22 protein-coding genes are annotated in these 18,262 nt (G+C 70.1%); 14 read left to right on the top strand and 8 right to left on the bottom strand.

The window, feature by feature from the left end:
* Positions 1–381: 381 nt before the first annotated feature.
* Positions 382–753, bottom strand: coding sequence for a helix-turn-helix domain-containing protein (locus tag M446_RS19510; RefSeq protein ID WP_012333821.1), 372 nt, complete (start codon positions 751–753; stop codon positions 382–384).
* A gap of 12 nt (positions 754–765) precedes the next feature.
* Entirely contained in the window at positions 766–1,008 is a 243-nt protein-coding gene (locus M446_RS19505; RefSeq protein WP_012333820.1) for a type II toxin-antitoxin system RelE family toxin, read from the bottom strand.
* Between the two features lie 107 nt (positions 1,009–1,115).
* Between M446_RS19505 and M446_RS19500 the strand changes: the two genes are divergently transcribed.
* The 5 genes from M446_RS19500 to M446_RS19480 all read left to right on the top strand — a co-directional run bounded on the left by M446_RS19500 (position 1,116) and on the right by M446_RS19480 (position 4,421).
* Positions 1,116–1,316 carry a hypothetical protein gene (locus M446_RS19500; RefSeq protein WP_012333819.1) on the top strand — a complete coding sequence of 67 codons (201 nt, stop codon included), beginning with the start codon at positions 1,116–1,118 and terminating at the stop codon, positions 1,314–1,316.
* Positions 1,313–2,008 carry a hypothetical protein gene (locus tag M446_RS37450; RefSeq protein WP_012333818.1) on the top strand — a complete coding sequence of 232 codons (696 nt, stop codon included), beginning with the start codon at positions 1,313–1,315 and terminating at the stop codon, positions 2,006–2,008. Before M446_RS19500 ends, M446_RS37450 begins: the two co-directional genes overlap by 4 nt.
* Positions 2,005–2,460, top strand: coding sequence for a hypothetical protein (locus M446_RS19490; protein WP_012333817.1), 456 nt, complete (start codon positions 2,005–2,007; stop codon positions 2,458–2,460). The genes M446_RS37450 and M446_RS19490 overlap by 4 nt, the downstream gene beginning before the upstream one ends.
* Entirely contained in the window at positions 2,450–3,046 is a 597-nt protein-coding gene (locus tag M446_RS19485; RefSeq protein WP_012333816.1) for a DUF1643 domain-containing protein, read from the top strand. Before M446_RS19490 ends, M446_RS19485 begins: the two co-directional genes overlap by 11 nt.
* Before the next feature lie 190 nt (positions 3,047–3,236).
* Positions 3,237–4,421 carry a tyrosine-type recombinase/integrase gene (locus M446_RS19480; protein WP_012333815.1) on the top strand — a complete coding sequence of 395 codons (1,185 nt, stop codon included), beginning with the start codon at positions 3,237–3,239 and terminating at the stop codon, positions 4,419–4,421.
* Between the two features lie 568 nt (positions 4,422–4,989).
* Here the strand turns inward: M446_RS19480 and M446_RS35635 are convergent.
* The 4 genes from M446_RS35635 to M446_RS37440 all read right to left on the bottom strand — a co-directional run bounded on the left by M446_RS35635 (position 4,990) and on the right by M446_RS37440 (position 7,564).
* Positions 4,990–5,673 (bottom strand): FkbM family methyltransferase, encoded by a 684-nt coding sequence (locus M446_RS35635; RefSeq protein WP_168169168.1) that lies wholly within the window; start codon positions 5,671–5,673, stop codon positions 4,990–4,992.
* Positions 5,674–6,697: 1,024 nt separating this feature from the next.
* A complete protein-coding gene (locus tag M446_RS37445) occupies positions 6,698–6,946 on the bottom strand; it encodes a hypothetical protein (RefSeq protein WP_150108706.1) in 249 nt (82 codons plus the stop codon).
* 135 nt (positions 6,947–7,081) lie between these two features.
* Entirely contained in the window at positions 7,082–7,249 is a 168-nt protein-coding gene (locus tag M446_RS38220) for a hypothetical protein (RefSeq protein WP_157182179.1), read from the bottom strand.
* A 63-nt stretch (positions 7,250–7,312) separates the two neighbouring features.
* The gene (locus tag M446_RS37440) at positions 7,313–7,564 is read right to left on the bottom strand and encodes a hypothetical protein (RefSeq protein ID WP_150108705.1); all 252 of its coding nucleotides are present in this window, start codon (positions 7,562–7,564) and stop codon (positions 7,313–7,315) included.
* A gap of 432 nt (positions 7,565–7,996) precedes the next feature.
* On the opposite strand from M446_RS37440, the gene M446_RS19475 reads away from it, so the two are divergent.
* From M446_RS19475 to M446_RS19460, 5 genes are all read left to right on the top strand, one after another.
* Positions 7,997–8,227 (top strand): hypothetical protein, encoded by a 231-nt coding sequence (locus M446_RS19475; RefSeq protein ID WP_012333813.1) that lies wholly within the window; start codon positions 7,997–7,999, stop codon positions 8,225–8,227.
* 151 nt (positions 8,228–8,378) lie between these two features.
* Positions 8,379–9,023: a GAF domain-containing protein gene (locus M446_RS19470; RefSeq protein ID WP_050777505.1), complete on the top strand. Its 645-nt coding sequence runs from the start codon at positions 8,379–8,381 to the stop codon at positions 9,021–9,023.
* 12 nt (positions 9,024–9,035) lie between these two features.
* The gene (locus M446_RS34295) at positions 9,036–9,233 is read left to right on the top strand and encodes a hypothetical protein (RefSeq protein WP_050777504.1); all 198 of its coding nucleotides are present in this window, start codon (positions 9,036–9,038) and stop codon (positions 9,231–9,233) included.
* A 265-nt stretch (positions 9,234–9,498) separates the two neighbouring features.
* Positions 9,499–9,702, top strand: coding sequence for a hypothetical protein (locus M446_RS19465; protein WP_415926891.1), 204 nt, complete (start codon positions 9,499–9,501; stop codon positions 9,700–9,702).
* 219 nt (positions 9,703–9,921) lie between these two features.
* Complete coding sequence (locus tag M446_RS19460; protein WP_050777503.1) at positions 9,922–10,437, top strand: PQQ-dependent sugar dehydrogenase; 516 nt, start codon at positions 9,922–9,924, stop codon at positions 10,435–10,437.
* 153 nt (positions 10,438–10,590) lie between these two features.
* On the opposite strand, the gene M446_RS19455 is transcribed toward M446_RS19460, so the two are convergent.
* Positions 10,591–11,838, bottom strand: a complete 1,248-nt coding sequence (locus M446_RS19455) for an OprO/OprP family phosphate-selective porin (protein ID WP_012333811.1) — start codon at positions 11,836–11,838, stop codon at positions 10,591–10,593.
* Positions 11,839–12,151: 313 nt separating this feature from the next.
* Here M446_RS19455 and M446_RS19450 point away from each other — a divergent pair, with 313 nt between their 5' ends.
* From M446_RS19450 to M446_RS19435, 4 genes are all read left to right on the top strand, one after another.
* Positions 12,152–13,015, top strand: a complete 864-nt coding sequence (locus tag M446_RS19450; RefSeq protein WP_012333810.1) for a prohibitin family protein — start codon at positions 12,152–12,154, stop codon at positions 13,013–13,015.
* A gap of 642 nt (positions 13,016–13,657) precedes the next feature.
* On the top strand, positions 13,658–15,463 hold the full coding sequence (gene oxc / locus M446_RS19445) for an oxalyl-CoA decarboxylase (protein WP_012333809.1): 1,806 nt from the start codon (positions 13,658–13,660) through the stop codon (positions 15,461–15,463).
* 174 nt (positions 15,464–15,637) lie between these two features.
* Complete coding sequence (locus tag M446_RS19440; protein WP_050777580.1) at positions 15,638–16,384, top strand: alpha/beta hydrolase; 747 nt, start codon at positions 15,638–15,640, stop codon at positions 16,382–16,384.
* Positions 16,385–16,568: 184 nt separating this feature from the next.
* Positions 16,569–16,964: a cupin domain-containing protein gene (locus M446_RS19435; RefSeq protein WP_012333807.1), complete on the top strand. Its 396-nt coding sequence runs from the start codon at positions 16,569–16,571 to the stop codon at positions 16,962–16,964.
* Between the two features lie 6 nt (positions 16,965–16,970).
* Here the strand turns inward: M446_RS19435 and M446_RS19430 are convergent, their stop codons facing one another.
* Positions 16,971–18,173 carry an HPP family protein gene (locus M446_RS19430; protein WP_012333806.1) on the bottom strand — a complete coding sequence of 401 codons (1,203 nt, stop codon included), beginning with the start codon at positions 18,171–18,173 and terminating at the stop codon, positions 16,971–16,973.
* Positions 18,174–18,262 lie beyond the last annotated feature (89 nt).

Here is an 18,262-nt window from a genome sequence, read left to right as displayed (position 1 = left end):
GTGCGCGGGCCAGGGCCGCATCGTCCTCACCGCCGAAGAGATCGTTGCACGCACCATCGCTGAGGCGCGGGCTCACCGAGAGAGGGCACCACGATGAGCGAAGAGACCCTGTTGTCGGCCGCTCGCCGCGCCGTCCGCTTCTTCAACATCGACGAGTCGAAGGGCGGCCTGATGACCGTCGAGACCGTTGCCGCGATGCAGACCCCTGCACAACCAGGTGCCGCTGGAGACCGCTCGGCTGAAGGCGGCGGAGGGCGACTGGGCGAACGATGTGCCCGCGCCGGACCCAGCTTCTGCGCCGCAGCCTGGGCCGATCGCGGTCCCGTCGGCGGGGGCGGTGGCGCTCGTCGACGCGGAGGGCGGGCGGTAATGACCGCGCCTTCACTCCAGCCAATCGGCTATAACCCCCGTCTCGGCAGCGATCTGATGGCGCTGCGTCGGCGTGAGCTGCCGGCGCCCGCGCTCGATGTCGCTGAGGTGGCCCTGCGAGATTCCGAGCGCCTCGGCCAGCTGGGCCTGGGTGCAGCCGTGGTGCTTGCGCGCGGCCGTGACCGGCGAGCCGTGCTCCGCGATCAGGGCGACGAACCAGTGCTCGACCGAGGCCTTCTCGTCCGCTCGGGCGTCGAGCAAGCGAGCGGCTGCGCGATCCTCGGCGGCCTCGTCGCCCAGGCGCGCGAGCAGCGCGTCGTAGTCGCGGCGCGGGAGGATCACGAGCTCCTCGCCGCCGGGCGTGGTGATGATCTGCACGGTCATGGGGTTGTCCTCTCAGTCGTAGATATCACGGCGGTGGCCGATGGCGCGGACCTCTATCTGTGCGTCCGTCTCGACGAACACTACCCGGTAGTCACCAACCCGCAGTCGCGCGCCCGGGCGCCCGGTGAGGGCGCGGACGTCGCCGGCCCCCGTTGCCGCGTAGCGCGCGAGCTTCTCCACGATCGCGAGGCGCGCCGGCTTGGGGAGCCGGGACAGTTCGCGGGTCGCGGAGAGGGTATAGGCGATCGGCTTCATTGCGATAATATCGCAGAGTGCTGCGATATTTGCAAGTGCGGATGCGATATTTTGCGATCGGCGGTTGGCCTGAGCCTCGAAGCGCTCGACGCGGGGAGCGCCGCCTGATGCCTTGGCCCTTCTCGTGGGACCCGCCTCCCATCCTGACCCGCACCGGCCAGTGCCTCGTGCCGAGCGACCTGTCCTGGCGGCGGGCCGATCAGGTCGTGGCTCTCGGCCTCGGCACCCTCGACCCCCATCACCAGCGCTGGCTCGGGCTGCTGACGCTCACCGAGGCTGGGCGGGCAGCAGTCGGGAGGGCGACATGACGCGCTCCCTCGTGATCGACAGTCTTGCAAGCGGTAATCTATATCTAATGAAACGCATGGCCACCAATTACGTAAATCTCGAAGGCTTTTATTATCAGTTCGGCGACCATTTGCGCTATTTGGTCATCCACGTCGATGTACCCGTCCGTGAAATCGATTTCGAATCCGAAAAATTCTGCATCGTAAGAATTCGGAGCGACCCTAACTGCAGTAATCCACTCTCCTCCGGGAATTGCTCGCGCTTCCTCGAATATGAATTCTTCAAATTGCGCTCGCGATATCGACAAGCGCTGCACCGTAAACTCTCCAAGGCATGGCCCAGCGCACGCTCGGGCTGTCGATTCGTGATATACATCCCCGACAATGTCTGCAAGATGACAGGCATCCGCTTAATGAACCGAGCCTGCCTCGACCTCATAAGTGGTCAAGATCATTTCTACCAGGCGCAGAATTGCTCTGACCGCATCCGCTGCGTCTTCTTCCCTGTCTCTCTGAACGTCAATGAGAACGCCGGAAAAGCTGGCTCCCTGGTTCGCCGTTGTGAGGTTGATGGACGTTACGTATTGGCCGCCGGGAATCGTTCTGGCCACGCTGAGGATCTGTTCCTCGGCTTGGCTGAGCGCCATGGGGGTCCGGTGCATGCGATTCGCCTTTTGCTCGGGCAAAATTCTACCCCGGAGGCGCGGTCATGACTTCCGCCCGTCTAACCGCCCAGGCCGCGGGCACTCCCGCCTTCCCCCGTCTCGACGGCGTCGATATCTGGACCGGCCTCACCCGCGAGGAGCAGGACGAGATCGGCGCCATCGCCGTCGAGCTCGTCGTGTCGTGGCGGCTACAGCGCCGGGTCTACGAGGACCAGTTAGGCGACATTCTCGCCCGGGCCGCCGAGGCCGCCGACCAGCTGCTGACGCGCGAGCTCGACCTCGCGGTCGGTGACGTGCTGCCGGACGGCGCGCTCGAAGCCGAGGACGGCGTGACGGCCCGCATCCCCTCGCTCCTGGGCGACGTGTCCCGGGATTGCGGCTGCACCGAGGAGGACGCCTGCCCGGGCGGATGCGGCTGGGCGGGCCCCGATCAGTGCTCGACGTGCGCGGCCGAGAATGCGCCGGCAGCCCATAGCTCGGAGCCCGACAATGCAGGCTGACCTGCACGCCAAGGACCTCTTCGGCGTTCGCTTCACCGACACCATCGCGCGCTCCGCCACGCTCTCGCGCTGCGGCGCCTACCGCTTCACGCTCACCCGCACCTGGGCCGAGGGCGCGTACGTCTGCTTCGTAGGGCTGAACCCCTCGACGGCGGACCACCGCGTCGACGATCCGGCCGTGCGGCGGTGGATCCACTTCGCCCGCGCCTGGGGCTACGGCGGGTTCACGGCTGTCAATCTCTACCCCTTCCGATCACCCTCGCCGGCCGAGTGCCGGGCGTGGTCGCGGTGGCAGGAGAACGGCCCGGACTGGTACGCCCGGGACGTCATCCAGGAGAACCTCAGCACCATCGTGCGCGAGGCCAAGGCCGCGGCGCGCGTCGTGGCGTGCTGGGGTGCCGGCACGTGGGACCCGATGTGGACCGACCACGTCGTCGAGGAGATCACGACGGGCGAGGCGCCCTGGCCGGACCTGCACTGCTTCGGGACCACGGCCGACGGCAGCCCAATCCACCCGATGGCCCGCGGGCGCTGCCGCGTGCCGGACGGGGCGGCGCTGGCGCTGTGGTGGAAGGGGGAGGTGTAGCGGTGTCTCAGCACGTAACCGCGGCGCGTCTCGTCGAAGAGTTCGGGTTCACCGAGCGGCACTGGATTCGAATGGCGGCGGCCGGCCGCGTGCCTGGCGCTCGACAGCCCTTCGGACCTCGCTCAAGCTGGGTGTTCGATTTGCGCGCCGTGCGTCAGTGGTGGGAAACGAGCCGGAGGACGGTGCTCGAATGGCCGACATCTACCTCCGTGGGCAAACGTGGTGGGGCCGAGTCCAGAAGGACGGCAAGGACCTCCGCGCGTCCCTCGGAACACGATCTGAAGGCGTTGCTCGGCAGCGTCTTGCAATCTGGCTCGGCGAACTCGAAGCCCAAGCGTGGGGCGCCAAGCCGCGGCTGACTCTCAACACCGTGATGGCGGAGTTCATCCGCGAGCACGGCCCGACGCTGCGCCCATCCACGCTCCGCCGCTACGGCGTGTCCATCGCTTGGCTCGACGAGCACTTCCGCGGCAAGCTCCTCCTCGAGATCAAGCCGGCCGACCTGCGCGCCTTCGAGACCGCGCGCCGGACGGCGGGCGCCTCCGCGCCGACGGTTCGGCGCGATCTCGCCTGCCTCTCGACCATCTTCGCGTTCGCGATCGAGAAGGAGTACGCTGACCTCAACCCGGTCACGCCCTTCATCAGGCAGCGGGCGCGCCGCGGTCTGCGCGAGAGCCCGCCTCGCACCCGCTACTTGTCCCGGGCCGAGGAGGCGCGCCTGCTCGACGGCGCCCTGCCCTACGTGCGCGACGCCATCCTGTTCGCGATCTACACGGGCCTGCGCATGGAGGAGCAATTCTCCCTCACTTGGGCGCAGGTCGACCTCGCCCGTAAGCACCTCACCATCTCGGCCGAGGCGGCGAAAGGGAAGCGCGAGCGGACCGTGATCATGCTGGCCCCGGCTGTCGGAGTGCTCGAGCGGATGCCGCGGCACCTGACCAGCCCCTACGTCTTCCACCATGGCGCGGCCACCACGACGCGGGGCGCGACGCGGCGAGCCGCCCTCCCCCGCCCGGACCGGAACGACGGCGAGCGGTTTAACAATCTCGACCGCGGGCTGCGCAACGCGGCCGCACGGGCGAAGGTGCAGGACCTCCGCTGGCACGACCTGCGGCGCACCCACGGGTGCCGGCTCCTGCAGGAGGAGCGCTGGTCGATGGAGATGGTCCGCGACCAGCTCGGCCACCGAAGCGTCGTGCAGACGGAGAAGGCCTACGCGTTTCTCGAGGTGGAAGCCCGGCGCGCAGCGGCGCACGGGGCTGGCGCGGCGCCTATGGTCGATCTCGACCCGGTCACCGGAAAGCCCCTCGTCGCACAAAAGCCGGCACAGGGGCGGCGGTTTGATCTGGAAAAACAAGCGAAATCAAAGCGCTAGAACATCAGTATTGCGTGTTTTGGTACCGCCATTCCCAGGTTCGAATCCTGGCGCCCCAGCCAATTTTTCCTTTGTTTTCCGGGCCTCGTGAACGCGGACAAGACGGAACAAAGGGTGTGATCGGACCCACAGAAGCCGGCACAACCTCCGCGCACCGGCTCATGCCCTTGCGGGTGCGTTCGCCAGAGCCGTATCCCGGAGCATGAGCCCCGCTGATCCATTGGGAGGTCGGACCTGCAGCAGGCTCCGCATGCCCCTCGACGAACCCGCGCAGTGCACTTCAGCCTCCAACCCGGTCACGAGGCGTGCCTTCACCACGATCCGTACCCCGCCCGCCGAGCCGGACGAGGGCGGCCCGCGGCCGCTGCCGCGAGTTCGCGCAGCGGTTCGGCTGGCCTGATCGCGTCGGGCGCGACGATGAGCGCAATCGCCGCTTTGGCAAATCATGAGTTTGCGAGGGCCGTGCTCGCCGAGCACGGCCCTTGCTGCGCCATGGCGCCGAGCTCACTGCGCCGCTTCGCGCGCGAAGAGAGGTTTGAACTAGGCAACCAATCAGATCGCAGGGGCGTTAAGATCCGACGATCGGAACCTCAATCTCTCTATTAATGAACAATATGTTACCGAAGCCCCAATACCCATTTTCCATGTTCACCGCGGCAAGCCGAAATCCTCGATGCACGAGATATTCAACTATATGGTGGAATTGATCTTGCCCCTCGTATTGATTGACGACCGTCGCTTCAGTGATGATATACTTCACATCCCAAAGTTTGCTTCCCAGTGAACGGAGCACAGACACCTCTACTCCCTGGACGTCCATGCAGAGCAGGTCGATGCTCTGAATCATGTGCTCGCGGCAGAGATCATCCAGGCGCACGGCTGGAACCTTGATCTCCGTCTGGACGTAGGTCTCACCATAGCGACCGGATGATTTCAAAAGGCTCGACGCGCCGATGTTGTGAGTCTCGGTGCCGTCCGGCTGATGACTCGAGACAACAGGATAGAATGATAAAGTTCCCGGAACATCGCTGGCGGCAGCTTCGATCAGCTTCACATTACCGCGGCCCGAAATCGTGGCACGACAAATTTCCAGGGCGTCAGGATTTGGTTCGACTATGAAGATTTTTTCCGCATTGTAAAAGTCAGCAACCGCTACCGCGTCCTTTGCATCGCGCGAGCCGACCTCAAATATAGTTTTGATCAGATTTCTGTCAATAAAGCGAGGAAACGGATCATGAAGATAGCTGCTCATATAACAAACCTCCCCAGGCATAGGCGACATGATTTAACAATGCGCGCGAATGCACAGTCCTGCTTTGGCACATCAATCACACGTCAGTAAGATCGCTGTGCGATTCGGCTTATATCGTAAACGGAGGTTTCGGGCCACGTCTTAGAGATCTCGCGCGGCGGGGCAGGCCCAGGCAGCACCTCGTCGAGGCGGCGGTTGGGACGCCGCCCGGCGACGCGGGCGAGCACGGCAGCGCGGCAAGCGTGCGGCGCGCCCACACACGGCCAGGGTCGAGCGGTCGAGGGCCACGCCCCGACGCGCGAGGAGGGACGGCACCGCGGCGGTGACCGCCGACAGGAAGGCCATCGGGGCCGTGGGCCCGCGCCACCGCCGCGGGGCGCTCCGGGGCGAGCCGCGCCTTCCAGCGCCGGCCGAGCACCTGCGGGGCGTCGGACCGCGACGGCGCGCCACGGCCGAGACCACCTTCCCCGGCGCGAGGGCCTCCCGGATGATCACCGCCTTGAACCCGCCGGCCCCGCTGATCACCCCCGACCGGCGCGCGCCCCCCTGCTCGCAGCCAGGGACGTGCCGATCCCAGCGACCAAACCACCGGCGTCCGCATCTCGCCTCAGCGCGCCTCGCGACGGGCGGGCTCGGATCAACGCTGACGACGGAGATGGTCCGCGCCCAGATCGGCCACAGCAGCGTCGTGCAGACCAAGGGGGCCTGCGCGCTCCGCGAGGCGCAAGGCCGGCGCGGCGCCGACGGTCCAACTCGACCCGGTCACAGGCAAGCCGCTCGTTGCACAGAGCCGGGACAGGGGCAGCGGCTTGATCCGGGAAACCGGGCGAAATCAGAGCGCCGGACCATCAGTGTGGCGTGCTTCGGCGCCGGCAGTCCTAGAATCGAATGCGGGCGCCCCAGCCAGCCTCCCTCCCTCTTCCGGATGGCCCGCCGGCGTGGCGCCGGTCGATCGAGTTTTGCACCGGGTTCCACGCTGCGGACCCGTGCAACCAGCACCGCGCCACTCATCCTTTGCAAGTCATCAGTGCTTGTTATCGACAATCTCGTAAACATTATAGAACACAACAATAATGTTCCTTATCCACTCGATTATCACTTCTGAATTACTAGGTTCTGGTTCGCTCATCGTCACGATCACGTTTGGAACATCGCTGCCATCCTCAGCGGGCAAGATCTGTACGTCGACAACTTTGTCCCCATTATGAATTTTCTTTACACGGGCAAGCACCATACCTTCAATGTCTCTCAGCGATTTGATGCCCGCATTCATAATGTAAACCGTGACTCCTAAACTTGAGATCATGAAGGACCCGGCGCCGACCAGCGGACCACGGACGCGTCTTGCCGTGGGCGTCGCCCTTGAATACAGTCAAGCCGACTTGCGCCCCGGATAAACTGTCAGACGTCAAGTTTCGGGCAGAATCGCAATTCGCTGAACGCGGGCGCGCCCTCCCGCCGCCGCGGCCATCAGGTCGCGGCCCTCCGACCCGGCACCCTTCGCGCCGAGCACCAGCGCCGGCCCGGGCGGCGGAGCCTTCGCGAGGCCGGGCGGATCGCGCGCGAAGTGACTCACGACTCGCCGATCCGCGGGCGTCAGCTTCACGGATGGCCGGGCCGCCCCGTCTTGCCCGCCTACTTAATTCAGCTTCTCGTCGATCACATCATAAAACCTGTACAGACACCGGATGCACTCTGTCGCAGTCATTCCGATCTCCTCAAGATTTTCTGATGATCCGTCTGGAATGACGAGAGCAAAATGCGAAGGAGAATTGCTTCCTCTTTTCACCCCTATTTCGACGGCCTGCACCACGGTCGAGGCATGCTTGCCCCTGACGTATCTCAAAACAATCTTCTCGAGTGTGTCGCGGGTGATCTGCGGGCGACGCATTGCACGTGCTCGTATCTATGCCGAGCGTCGTTCGTACACGACCGCAATTTACAAGCCAGAATACAAGAAGCTTACAAATTGCTCATGTGCCGCAAGAGTGATGTAAGGATACTCAGCTGCATTCATGCACGACGTCGGAACGTGCATCGTCCGGGGCAGCGCGGCCGGTCACGGGAGGGGCTGCGCTGACGGTTGGACGAGGGCCGCGACGCGCCGGCGTCGTCGGAACCACCCGCGCCCCGGCATCGCCTCGAACGGATCCGTCTCCTCGGCCGCGACCGGCGCGGGGCAGGAGACCGCGACCGCCTCGCCGCGCGCGCCGCGCATGCACCCCATGTTGCGTGCGGCCGAGGTCGCACCCATCGTTGCGTCCCGCGTTCTGGCTGTGGCCGCCCGCGCGGGTGGGGCGCGTCAGCTACGGGGTGGAGGACCATGGAGCGACCGGCCGTCGAGCAGTTCCTTCGCGAGGCCGAAGCGGCGCGTGACCGCCTCCTCAACCATCGCCGCCAGCTCTGCCGGGCGCTGGTGCGCGCCGGCTACCGCGATCTGCCCCTCGGCCGCTTGGCGCTCGTGCAGCGCGATTTGGAATTCATCGAGGCGGTCATCGCCGACGAGCGCCGCCGCCTCGGCGAGGATGGGCGCGCCGGCCCGGGCCGGTGGTGAGGCGGCGCGACGCCGCCGCGCCGGAGCCGGCCCGAAGCCGGCCCTCGTGCCTTCCCGATTGCATGGGCGCGTTCGGGCCGGCGGGACGGGCGCGCCTCCCGGCGTGCTCGGGCCGTCGCTCGGTCGGCGCGAGCCCTGCGAGGACGGTAGGATGCCGGACCACCAGCAGATGATGGGGCGCCAGCGCGTTCTGGCCGTTTTCGGCGAGTTCGCCCCGAGGTCTGAGGATCTCGACCAAGTGCTCACCGAGGCCTGCCGGCTCGTCCGGGACGCGCTCGAATCCGACTTCGCCAAGCTCCTGGAAATTCGGCGGGAGGAGCGGCCCACGATGCCGGGCCGCCACCCGATGCCGGCCCTGAGCAGCGCGGGCCGGGTGCGCATCCCGCTGGAGGGGCGGTTGTCGGAAGCCTACTCGATCGCGGCGGGCGAGCCGGTCATCACGCCGTATCTCGGCCTGGAGGAGCGCTACGACGTCCCCGATTGCATGACGTCGCACGGCATCAGGGCCCTGGTGAACGTGCCGATCCGCCTGCCCGGCGGCGAAGCCTACGGCCTGTTGCAGGTGGACGCGCGGGCGCCGCGGGAATTCGGCCCGGAGGACACCGCGTTCCTGCGCAGCTACGCCACCATCCTCGGGCCGGTGATCGACCGCCTGCGCAGGCTGCACCGGTTCCACGCCAGCGAGGAGCGCTTCCGCCTCACCGTCGAGTCGACCCGCGACTGCGCCATCTTCACGACCGATCCGGGCGACCGCATCACCGCGTGGTACCCCGGCGCCGAGGCGGTGTTCGGCTGAACCGCCGAGGAGGTGCTGGGCCGGCCCGCCGGCCTCCTGTCCGTATACGGGGCGCTGTCGCGGCCGGAGGGGCGGCTCGAAGCGCGCTGGCGGGTGATCGCGGCGCCCGGCGGCCAGCGCCTGCCGCGGGTCGCGTGGCAGGAAAGCGGCGTGCCGGTCCCCTCGCCGGGGGAGGGAGAGCCGCCGCGCAAGGGCTCGGCCGGGAGCTGATCGGGCGCGCCCTCCCCTGCCAGCTCAAGGCGGAGGTCGCCTATGCCCTTGCCCCCGACGGCGTCTCCGGCACGATCACCCTCCCGATCGCGGCCTGGGGATCGCCGGGCGACCGCGTCGCGGCATCGGCCGCGCCAGGCGGGGAGACGTCATCCCGTGCATCGCCGAAATCCAACCTCCCGCGCACGCCCCCGCAGGAAACAATCCAGCGACTCTGGCGGTTGGTGTGCACAGCAATCACGAACAGCGCAGTGGAGTACCGCTCGTGTCGGATGTCGAGATGCGTTCGAATTTGACGTTCAAGGGCCGCGGCAGCGCCTCCCTGGTCGGGGACAGGATTGTCCTGCACGTGTGTCCGCTGTGCTCGCAGCGGAACATCGCGGCCGTGGCCCCGCAGGGCCGGTGCGCCTGGTGCGACTACGTCCCCGATCCGCGCGACATCGAACTGACGGAGAGCGAGATCGCCTGAGGGGTGCGCGGCGCCCGCGCAGGCGGACGGGGCGCCGCGTCTCCTCGAAGCCGGCCCCGTCCCACGGCCGTTGCGGGACGACACCCTGAGTGAGCATCCAGGAAGGGGCGCGCTGCGGAGCCCCTGCGGGGAGGCGGCGCATGGCAGACCCCGACATCCGCGATTTCCCGATCGGAGGCGGAGCGCGGGCGGGCGCGGATCTGCGAGGTCGACCGGGCCATGGGCTTGTCGCGCATTTTCGCGAGCGGCCTGCGCAACCCCGCCGGCCTCGATTTCGAGCCGCGAACCGGGGCACTCCGGGCCATCGTCGACGAGCGGGACGAGATCGGGCCGAACCTCGACCCGGACTATCGCACCTCGGCGCGCGAGAGCGCCCTCCACGGCTGGCCCGACTGCGATGACGGCCAGCACGTCGGCCCGTGCCGCGAGCCGCAGCGGCCCGACCTCGTCGCGACCGCGGTCGAGCCGGACGACGCGCTGAGTTCGCACCTCGCCCCGCTCGGGCTCGCCGTCTCGCGCTCGGAGGCCCTCCCGCCGGAATGCCGGGGCGGCGCCTTCGTGGGCGAGCACGGCAGCTGGGACCGGCGCGACCTCGGCGGCGACAAGCTCGTGCCCGTGCCCTTCGCGCATCGGCGGCCGAGGGCGGCGGCGCGGGACGGCCCGTGGGCGTCGCCGTCGCCCCGCGCGGCGCACGCCTCGTCGCGCACGACGTCGGCGACGCCGCGTGGCGCGTGACGCCGAGCCCGGCCGACCATGAGCCGGCCCTCCGGCGCGGGGGCGCCCGGTTCGCGCCGGCTCACACGGGATCCGGTTGATCACAGCGGATCACGAGCCCGCGCGGCGCTTGAGCCCAATCCGCCGTCCCGAAGGAATCAAGCGGATGTGCCATCAGAAGGCGATCTGCAGGCGCACCTGCCCGATCTCGGCCTCGGCCGGGCGGCCGGTCGCGGCCGGATCGGCCCAGGCGTGGACGTAGTTCGCCATCACGCGCAGGAAGGGCTCGGGATACCAGTTGACTCCGACCGTCACGTCCCGCTGGCGGCCTCCGCGGATGTCGCGGTCGGTGAGGTCGACCGCCGCGACGCGCACCGCCAGTTCGACGACGCCCGGGCCGCCCCGCGACACGCGCTGGCCGCCCTCCGGCGCGACGCGCTTGAACAGGCCGATCTCGGTCGCCGTGTCGGCCTCCACGACGTAGCGCGGCGCCTTCCCGTTCACGACCCAGGCGGCGTAGACGTAGCCGCCCCGGAAGGCGACGTCGCGCCCGGCCGTCCGCTCGACGCGCGTGGCGATGACCTCGGCCTGCACCCGCAGCGGGCCCTGCGCCCAGGCCGCTTCGAGGCCGAGCCGCCCGACCGCCCGCGCCTGCGCGATCACGTCCGTGTCGACGAGGCTCTCGCGGAACAGGACGCTCTCGGGCGTGGTGCCGAAGGACAGGGCCGGCCCGCCCCGGTCCAGGCCGCGGTAGCTGCCGGCGATCCCGAGATGCAGGACGCGATCCTGTGCCAGGATCGGCGCCGCGGTCGCCCGCAGCGTGCCGGCGACTCCGCCGCGCCCGACATCCGCGTTGACGTTGCCGCCGTACACGCCCGCGGCGAGCGTCCAGTTCCGGCCATGCGTGCCGAGCGCCAGGCCCGTGTCCCGCCCGGGCGCGAACGTGTCGGCGAGCGAGCGCTCCATGAAGGTCGTGTCGTTGTTCGAGATCAGCTGCTCGAGGCTGAACGGCTCCTTGAAGTTGCCGACCGTCAGCGTCCACGAGGGCATGCCCGCGGCGACGGGCGCGCCCTTGTAGCTGAGCAGCAGGTTGTTGATCGGCGTCGCGGCGCTGGCCGGATCGTATTGCAGGTTGAGGATCAGGTTTCGGCCGAAGGTGAGCTTCGGCTCGATCCAGAGGCGGCGGAGATCGGCCGCGACCGGGAATTCGTTGGTCAGGGCCCGGCTGCCGCCCGCGCCGAAATCGGCGTGCAGCCGCCCGCCGAGTTCGAACCGGACCGCGTCGTCGGGGCCGCGGACGGTCAGGCCCGTCTCGTCGAGCGTCGCCCGCGGCGCGCGCTCCTGCGCCAGCGCCGGCGCGCAGGCGAGGAGGATGATCGCGCCCCAGGCGCCTTCGCGCCCCCTGCCTGCCCGCCGCGCCATGAACCGCCCCCCGCCGGCATCCTTCCGGGCCGCTGCCCCTCCGCAGCCTGCCTCCCGTCCGCGCGCCGCGGATTCACCTGGGTGAGGGCAGCCGTGATTTGCGCGCACCCTTGCAGGAATGCAGCACCGCGGTCCGGGCGGGGCGTCCCGGGCCGCGCGCCCACTCATCACCCAAGGAAATCCGGCGTGCGGGGACCCGGCCCCAGGGATGTCCGCGTCGGATCTGCCCCCGTGCGGCCGCGCACTGGCCATTCGCCCCGGCGCGATCGATGATCAGGCTCGGTTCGGACCCTGCATGGGCCGGGAGAGACAGATGCGGATACCTGCGACGGTCGCGCTCGCGGCGGGCGCCGCCCTGATTGTGCTGCCCCTCGTCTTGGGCTCGTGGTACACGATCGACCAGACGGAGCGCGGCGTCGTGCTCCGCAACGGCGCCATCCACGCCGTGGCGCAGCCGGGGCTCGGTTTCAAGCTCCCCTTCGTCGACAGCGTCGCCAGGATCCCGGTGCGCAACCAGCTGCTTCGCTGGGAGAGGCTGGAGGGCTACAGCCACGACCAGCAGACCGCCCATTACATGATCTCCGTGAACTACCAGTTCGAGTCCGGGCGCGTGGCGGAGGTCTACGCCGATTACGGCGGGGCGGACGCGGCCGTGGCGCGGCTGCTGACCCCGCTCGTGCTCAAGCAGTCGAAGGTGGTGATCGGCCGCTTCACCGCGCAATCCGTGATCCAGGACCGCGCCCGGCTCAACGCCGAGATCACCGACGCGATCCAGAAGGCGGTGAGCGGGCCGATCACGGTCACGGGCGTCAACGTCGAGGACATCAAGTTCTCGCCGGCCTACGAGAAATCGATCGAGGACCGGATGCTGGCCGAGGTCGAGGTGCTGCGCCTTCGCCAGAACGCGGAGCGCGAGAAGGTGCAGGCCCAGATCACCGTGACCAAGGCCACCGCCGACGCCGACGCGGTCCGCGCGCAGGCCCAGGCCCAGGCCGAGGCGATCCGGATCAAGGGGATGGCGGAGGCCGAGGCGATCCGCGCCCGCGGCGACGCCCTGCGCGACAATCCGAGCCTCGTCACCCTCGTCCAGGCCGAGCGCTGGGACGGCAGGCTGCCGAGCACCATGGTGCCGGGCGGGACGCTGCCGATGCTCGCGCTGAGCGGGAATGCCAAGTAGCAGAGGAGCAGTGGAGCAGGGCCGCGCGCGCAGCCGAGCCGGCCGGCGCGGCCGCGGAAGGGTGGTCGCGTCAGGGCCGCACAGCCGTTGATCGCGGTCCTCCTCGGAGGCGCCGCCTCACTTCCCGCACGCGCGACGGAGCGCCGGGATCCTTCGCCGCCAGTCCGGCGGCACCGCGGCGCGCCGCGGTCCGGCCGCCGACCCGGTCCAGCTCCGAGCGGCCGGCGATCGCCCGGCCGGCGCGCGATCGGCGCCGGGCCGCGCGATCCCCGGATTGACAAATCGCGTCCGTCGCCGCAATGTCCGTCTGGTATACAGTCGACCTGATACAAAAAGCAGGCCGGCGCGAGACCCTTCCGGCGCTTCGGCGCCCGGGGGGAGGCGCCGAGAACCCGCAGCGCCGGAGGAACGCCGATGTCAGACGCCCATTCACCGCCTCCCGCGTGAGCTGCCGCGGCCCGCGCCCGTGAGGGCCGGCCCGCCTCCGCCTTCCGGCCGCCGCGCCGCCCGCCCTGGGCGCCGTCGAGATCGGCCGCACGCGGCGCGCCCGCGCCCCAGACCGGCGCCCCGCGCCCAGACCCTACGCCGCCGGGACCGACCGCGCCCGGCCTGCCCAACCCAACAAGCACCAGGGGACCCCCGATGGAAACGACCGTCAAGACGCAGGCCGAGCCGGCTCCCGACACCCTGCCGACCTCGTACGGGGCCGCCGCGCCCGCCGCGTCGGTGCAGAGCGAGCCGGAGCTGACGGACGGCTTCCACCTCGTCATCGACGCGCTCAAGCTCAACGGCATCGACACGATCTACGGCGTGCCGGGCATTCCGATCACCGATCTCGGCCGCCTCGCCCAGGCCGCCGGCATGCGGGTGATCTCCTTCCGGCACGAGCAGAATGCCGGCAACGCGGCCGCGATCGCGGGCTTCCTCACCAAGAAGCCGGGCATCTGCCTGACGGTCTCGGCGCCGGGCTTCCTCAACGGGCTCACCGCGCTCGCCAACGCCACCACCAACTGCTTTCCGATGATCCTGATCAGCGGCTCCTCGGAGCGCGAGATCGTCGACCTGCAGCAGGGCGACTACGAGGAGATGGACCAGCTCGCCATCGCCAAGCCCCTGTGCAAGGCCGCCTTCCGGGTGCTGCACGCGGCCGATATCGGCATCGGCGTGGCGCGCGCGATCCGCGCGGCGGTGTCGGGCCGGCCGGGCGGCGTCTATCTCGACCTCCCCGCCAAGCTGTTCTCGCAGGTCATGGACGCCGAGGCCGGCGCCAAGTCCCTGGTCGAGGTGATCGACCCGGCCCCGGCGCAGATCCCGGCCCCGGCCGCGGTCGCCCGCGCGCTCGACCTGCTGCGCAATGCCAAGCGCCCCCTGATCATCCTCGGCAAGGGCGCCGCCTACGCGCAGGCCGACGAGGCGGTCCGCGCCCTCGTCGAGACGAGCGGCATCCCTTACGTGCCGATGAGCATGGCCAAGGGCCTCCTGCCCGACACGCACCCGCAATCGGCCGGCGCCGCCCGCTCGCTGGTGCTCAAGGACGCCGACGTGGTGCTGCTGCTCGGCGCGCGCCTCAACTGGCTCCTGTCGCACGGCAAGGGCAAGACCTGGGGCGAGCCCGGCTCCAAGAAGTTCATCCAGGTCGACATCGAGCCGCGCGAGATGGACTCGAACGTCGAGATCGCCGCCCCGCTCGTCGGCGATATCGGTTCCTGCGTCGAGGCCCTGCTCGCCGGCATGCAGGCCGACTGGCCGGCCCCGCCGGCCGACTGGACGGCCACCATCGCCAAGAAGAAGGAGGAGAACGCCTCCAAGATGGCGGCGAAGCTCGCCAAGTCCGCCTCGTCGACGGCCGCCTCGCCGATGGACTTCCACGGGGCGCTCGGGGCGCTGCGCGACATCATCCGCGAGCGGCCGGACGCGATCCTGGTCAACGAGGGCGCCAACACCCTCGACCTCGCCCGCTCGGTCATCGACATGTACCAGCCGCGCAAGCGCCTGGACGTCGGCACCTGGGGCGTGATGGGCATCGGCATGGGCTTCGCCATCGCGGCGGCGATCGAGACCGGCAAGCCGGTCCTCGCCGTCGAGGGCGACAGCGCCTTCGGCTTCTCGGGCATGGAGATCGAGACGATCTGCCGGTACAACCTGCCGGTCTGCGTCGTGATCTTCAACAACAACGGCATCTACCGGGGCACCGACACCGACCCGACCGGCCGCGATCCCGGCACGACGGTCTTCGTCAAGGATTCCCGCTACGACCGGATGATGGAGGCGTTCGGCGGCGTCGGCGTCCACGCCACCACCCCCGAGGAACTCAGCCGCGCCGTGAACGAGGCGATGGATTCGGGCCGCCCGACCCTGATCAACGCGGTGATCGACCCGCGCGCCGGCACCGAGAGCGGCAATATCGGCAGCCTCAACCCGCAGAGCTCGGTCCGCAAGAAGAAGTGAGGCCTCCGCGGCCTCGCCCCGCGGCGGGCGCCTCGGCGGAACCGCGCGCGGCCAATCCGCCGAGGCCTTCGCTGCCGCATCATGGCCGCCGCCGAACCGGCGGCCACCTCGGCGCATGATGCTCAGCCCGCCACCCGCCCCGCCGGCGCGTCCCGCCGGCGGGTTTTTCGCGTGATGCTGCGAGAGGGTCCCGTGATCGATCCCGAACTTGCCGGCTGCCTGTCCTTCGCCCATCGCCTGCCGACCCGGCCTCCCCTGCCGCCCGGCCGCCACGCGATCGGCCTCTTTCCCGAGCGCGACGCGCTGCTGGTGGTGCCGCCGGCGGTCGCCCCGCGCCGGCCGACGCCCCTCGTCGTGCTGTTCCACGGCGGCGGCGGCAGCGCGCAGAAGATCCTGCCGATGCTGGAGGCGCACGCCGAGGCGCGCGGCTTCCTGCTGCTCCTGCCGCAATCGCTCTTCCCGACCTGGGACATCGTGATCGCGGGCAACGGGCCGGACCGGGAGCGGCTCGACGCGGCGCTCGCCGCGGTGGCGGACCGCTTCCTCCTCGATCCGGACCACCTCGCCTTCGCGGGGCATTCGGACGGGGGCAGCTACGCGCTCTCCCTCGGGCTGACCAACGGTCACGTGGTGAGCCACGTCATCGTGTCCTCGGCGGGCTTCCTGTCGGTGCAGGTCCAGCAGGGCGCCCCGAAGATCTTCCTCTCGCACGGCACGCGGGACGAGCAGATCCCGATCGACCGCAGCGCCCGCGCCCATGCGGCGCTGCTCCGGCGCGCCGGCTACGACCTGACCTACGTCGAGCACGAGGGCCCGCACGCGTGGCAGCCGGCGCTCGCCGCGCAGGCCGTCGACTTCTTCCTCGCGGGCCGGGCCGACCGGGTGCCGGCGGGCGAGGACGACGCGGTCGCGGCGGGATGAGACCGGGCGGGCCGGTCCGCCGCAGGGGGCCCGGGCCCTGGTCGCGACGGCCTGGTCGGGTCCCGGATGCTCCCGCGCGTCCGCGTCCCGCGGGAGAAGGGCGGTCCGATCCCCTGGTCATCCCGGCGCAGCCCCGTAAGGTCGGGCGGGGGGCGGCCCCGCCCCGGCCGACACGGAGGACGCGATGGAGATCACACGCAGCGGCGCCCGGCCATCCGAGCAGGGCTCGCCGGACTACTTCACCGGAGCCGTCCGCATCGACCCGCTGCTCAGCCCGCCCGCGCCGGCGCGGGTCGCGGGCGCGCTCGTGACCTTCGAGCCGGGCGCGCGCACCGCGTGGCACACCCACCCGCTCGGACAGACGCTGATCGTCACGGCCGGGCTCGGCTGGGCGCAGCGCGAGGGCGGTCCCGTCGAGGAGATCCGGCCGGGCGACGTCGTCTGGTTCGCTCCCGGCGAGAAGCACTGGCACGGCGCCACCGCCCGGACCGGGATGAGCCACATCGCCATCCAGGAGAGGCAGGACGGGAAGGCCGTGGCGTGGCTCGACCCGGTCACCGACGCGCAGTACCGGGCCTGAACCCGCTCAGGCGGCGCCGGCGAGCGCGCCCTCGCCGCGCGGGGTCAGCACCGGGCCGCCCGCCCGGGCCCCGTTCGCCACCAGCAGCGCGTTGACCACGTCGCCCTGCGAGACGAGCCCGATCAGCCGGTCGTCCGGCCCCACCACCGGCAGGTGGACGAGCCCCGCCTGCGACATCCACAGGGCCGCGTCGGCGAGCGGCGTCTCGGGGCGCACGGGGATCACGGGCGTCGTCATCACGTCGGCGACGCAGTGGTGCGGGGCGCGGCCGCGCGCGAGCGTCAGGCGCAGGCGGCGCGGCAGGTCGAGGCGCGGCCCGTTCCGGTTCCAGGCCGCCTTGTCGATGAGGTCGTGGTGGGTGAGGAGGCCGACCACCCGCGCCCCCTCGTCCGTCACGGCGAGCGCCCGGATGCGGCGGCGCCGGAACAGGGCCAGGGCCTCGTCCAGGGAGGCGTCGGGCGCGATCCCGACCACCGCGCGCGAGAGCACCGAGGCGCAGGTCGCCGAACCGAGCGCCCGCCGCGAGGCCCGCAGCAGCGCGTGGTGCAGGATGGCGTCGAGGTCGGCCCGGCCGATATCGACGAACTCGCCGAAATCCTCGAGTGCCGCGTCGAGGTCGGCGCCCGTGAAGCCCAGGCTGGTGAAGGGGGCCGGCATCGCGCCGCGGCCGGCGGGCGAGGCCTGTGGCGCCCGGTGCGGGTAGCTGCGCCCAGTGAAATTGTTGAACAGGATCGCCGTGGTGAGCAGGATCAGCGAGTTCAGCCCGACCGGCCAGAGCACGAAGCCGTAGCCGAGTTCGTGGATCGCCGGGCCGCCGAGCACGGCCGTCAGCGCCACCGCGCCGCTCGGCGGGTGGACGCAGCGCAGGGCCGTCATCACGGCGATCGCGACGCTCACCGCCACCGCCGCCGCCACGAAGGGGTCGGCGATCTGCGTGGCGGCCGTCACGCCGATCAGCGCCGCGACCGTGTTGCCGCCGAGGATCGACCAGGGCTGGGCGAGCGGGCTCGCCGGCACGGCGAAGAGGAGGACCGCCGAGGCGCCCATCGGGGCGATCAGGACGGGCAGCGAGGCGTGGTCGCCGAGCGCCGCGCGGCTCATCAGGCCGGTCGCCAGGATCCCGGCCAGCGCCCCGATCGCCGCGCGCAGGCGCTCGTCCAGGCTGACGGGAGTGAGATCGGGCAGGAAACGCCTCAGGCGGCGGAGCATCGGCTGCGGGTTCCTCGCGGTGCGGGCCGCGCGGGCCCCGGCGTCAGGATCGGCGCCCGGTCCCGCCGGGCGCGCATCACCGTCCGGCG

It is taken from the genome of Methylobacterium sp. 4-46 (genome assembly GCF_000019365.1).
GTDB lineage: Bacteria > Pseudomonadota > Alphaproteobacteria > Rhizobiales > Beijerinckiaceae > Methylobacterium.
This window is presented reverse-complemented; position numbering and strand designations above follow the sequence as displayed.

What these genes read in the sequence shown, in the direction of transcription:
- M446_RS19510 (WP_012333821.1), bottom strand. Translation starts at nt 753, where the DNA reads ATGACCGTGCAGATCATCACCACGCCCGGCGGCGAGGAGCTCGTGATC.
- M446_RS19505 (WP_012333820.1), bottom strand. Translation starts at nt 1,008, where the DNA reads ATGAAGCCGATCGCCTATACCCTCTCCGCGACCCGCGAACTGTCCCGG.
- M446_RS19500 (WP_012333819.1), top strand. Translation starts at nt 1,116, where the DNA reads ATGCCTTGGCCCTTCTCGTGGGACCCGCCTCCCATCCTGACCCGCACC.
- M446_RS37450 (WP_012333818.1), top strand. Translation starts at nt 1,313, where the DNA reads ATGACGCGCTCCCTCGTGATCGACAGTCTTGCAAGCGGTAATCTATAT.
- M446_RS19490 (WP_012333817.1), top strand. Translation starts at nt 2,005, where the DNA reads ATGACTTCCGCCCGTCTAACCGCCCAGGCCGCGGGCACTCCCGCCTTC.
- M446_RS19485 (WP_012333816.1), top strand. Translation starts at nt 2,450, where the DNA reads ATGCAGGCTGACCTGCACGCCAAGGACCTCTTCGGCGTTCGCTTCACC.
- M446_RS19480 (WP_012333815.1), top strand. Translation starts at nt 3,237, where the DNA reads ATGGCCGACATCTACCTCCGTGGGCAAACGTGGTGGGGCCGAGTCCAG.
- M446_RS35635 (WP_168169168.1), bottom strand. Translation starts at nt 5,673, where the DNA reads ATGAGCAGCTATCTTCATGATCCGTTTCCTCGCTTTATTGACAGAAAT.
- M446_RS37445 (WP_150108706.1), bottom strand. Translation starts at nt 6,946, where the DNA reads ATGAATGCGGGCATCAAATCGCTGAGAGACATTGAAGGTATGGTGCTT.
- M446_RS37440 (WP_150108705.1), bottom strand. Translation starts at nt 7,564, where the DNA reads ATGCGTCGCCCGCAGATCACCCGCGACACACTCGAGAAGATTGTTTTG.
- M446_RS19475 (WP_012333813.1), top strand. Translation starts at nt 7,997, where the DNA reads ATGGAGCGACCGGCCGTCGAGCAGTTCCTTCGCGAGGCCGAAGCGGCG.
- M446_RS19470 (WP_050777505.1), top strand. Translation starts at nt 8,379, where the DNA reads ATGCCGGACCACCAGCAGATGATGGGGCGCCAGCGCGTTCTGGCCGTT.
- M446_RS19460 (WP_050777503.1), top strand. Translation starts at nt 9,922, where the DNA reads ATGGGCTTGTCGCGCATTTTCGCGAGCGGCCTGCGCAACCCCGCCGGC.
- M446_RS19455 (WP_012333811.1), bottom strand. Translation starts at nt 11,838, where the DNA reads ATGGCGCGGCGGGCAGGCAGGGGGCGCGAAGGCGCCTGGGGCGCGATC.
- M446_RS19450 (WP_012333810.1), top strand. Translation starts at nt 12,152, where the DNA reads ATGCGGATACCTGCGACGGTCGCGCTCGCGGCGGGCGCCGCCCTGATT.
- oxc (WP_012333809.1), top strand. Translation starts at nt 13,658, where the DNA reads ATGGAAACGACCGTCAAGACGCAGGCCGAGCCGGCTCCCGACACCCTG.
- M446_RS19440 (WP_050777580.1), top strand. Translation starts at nt 15,638, where the DNA reads ATGCTGCGAGAGGGTCCCGTGATCGATCCCGAACTTGCCGGCTGCCTG.
- M446_RS19435 (WP_012333807.1), top strand. Translation starts at nt 16,569, where the DNA reads ATGGAGATCACACGCAGCGGCGCCCGGCCATCCGAGCAGGGCTCGCCG.
- M446_RS19430 (WP_012333806.1), bottom strand. Translation starts at nt 18,173, where the DNA reads ATGCTCCGCCGCCTGAGGCGTTTCCTGCCCGATCTCACTCCCGTCAGC.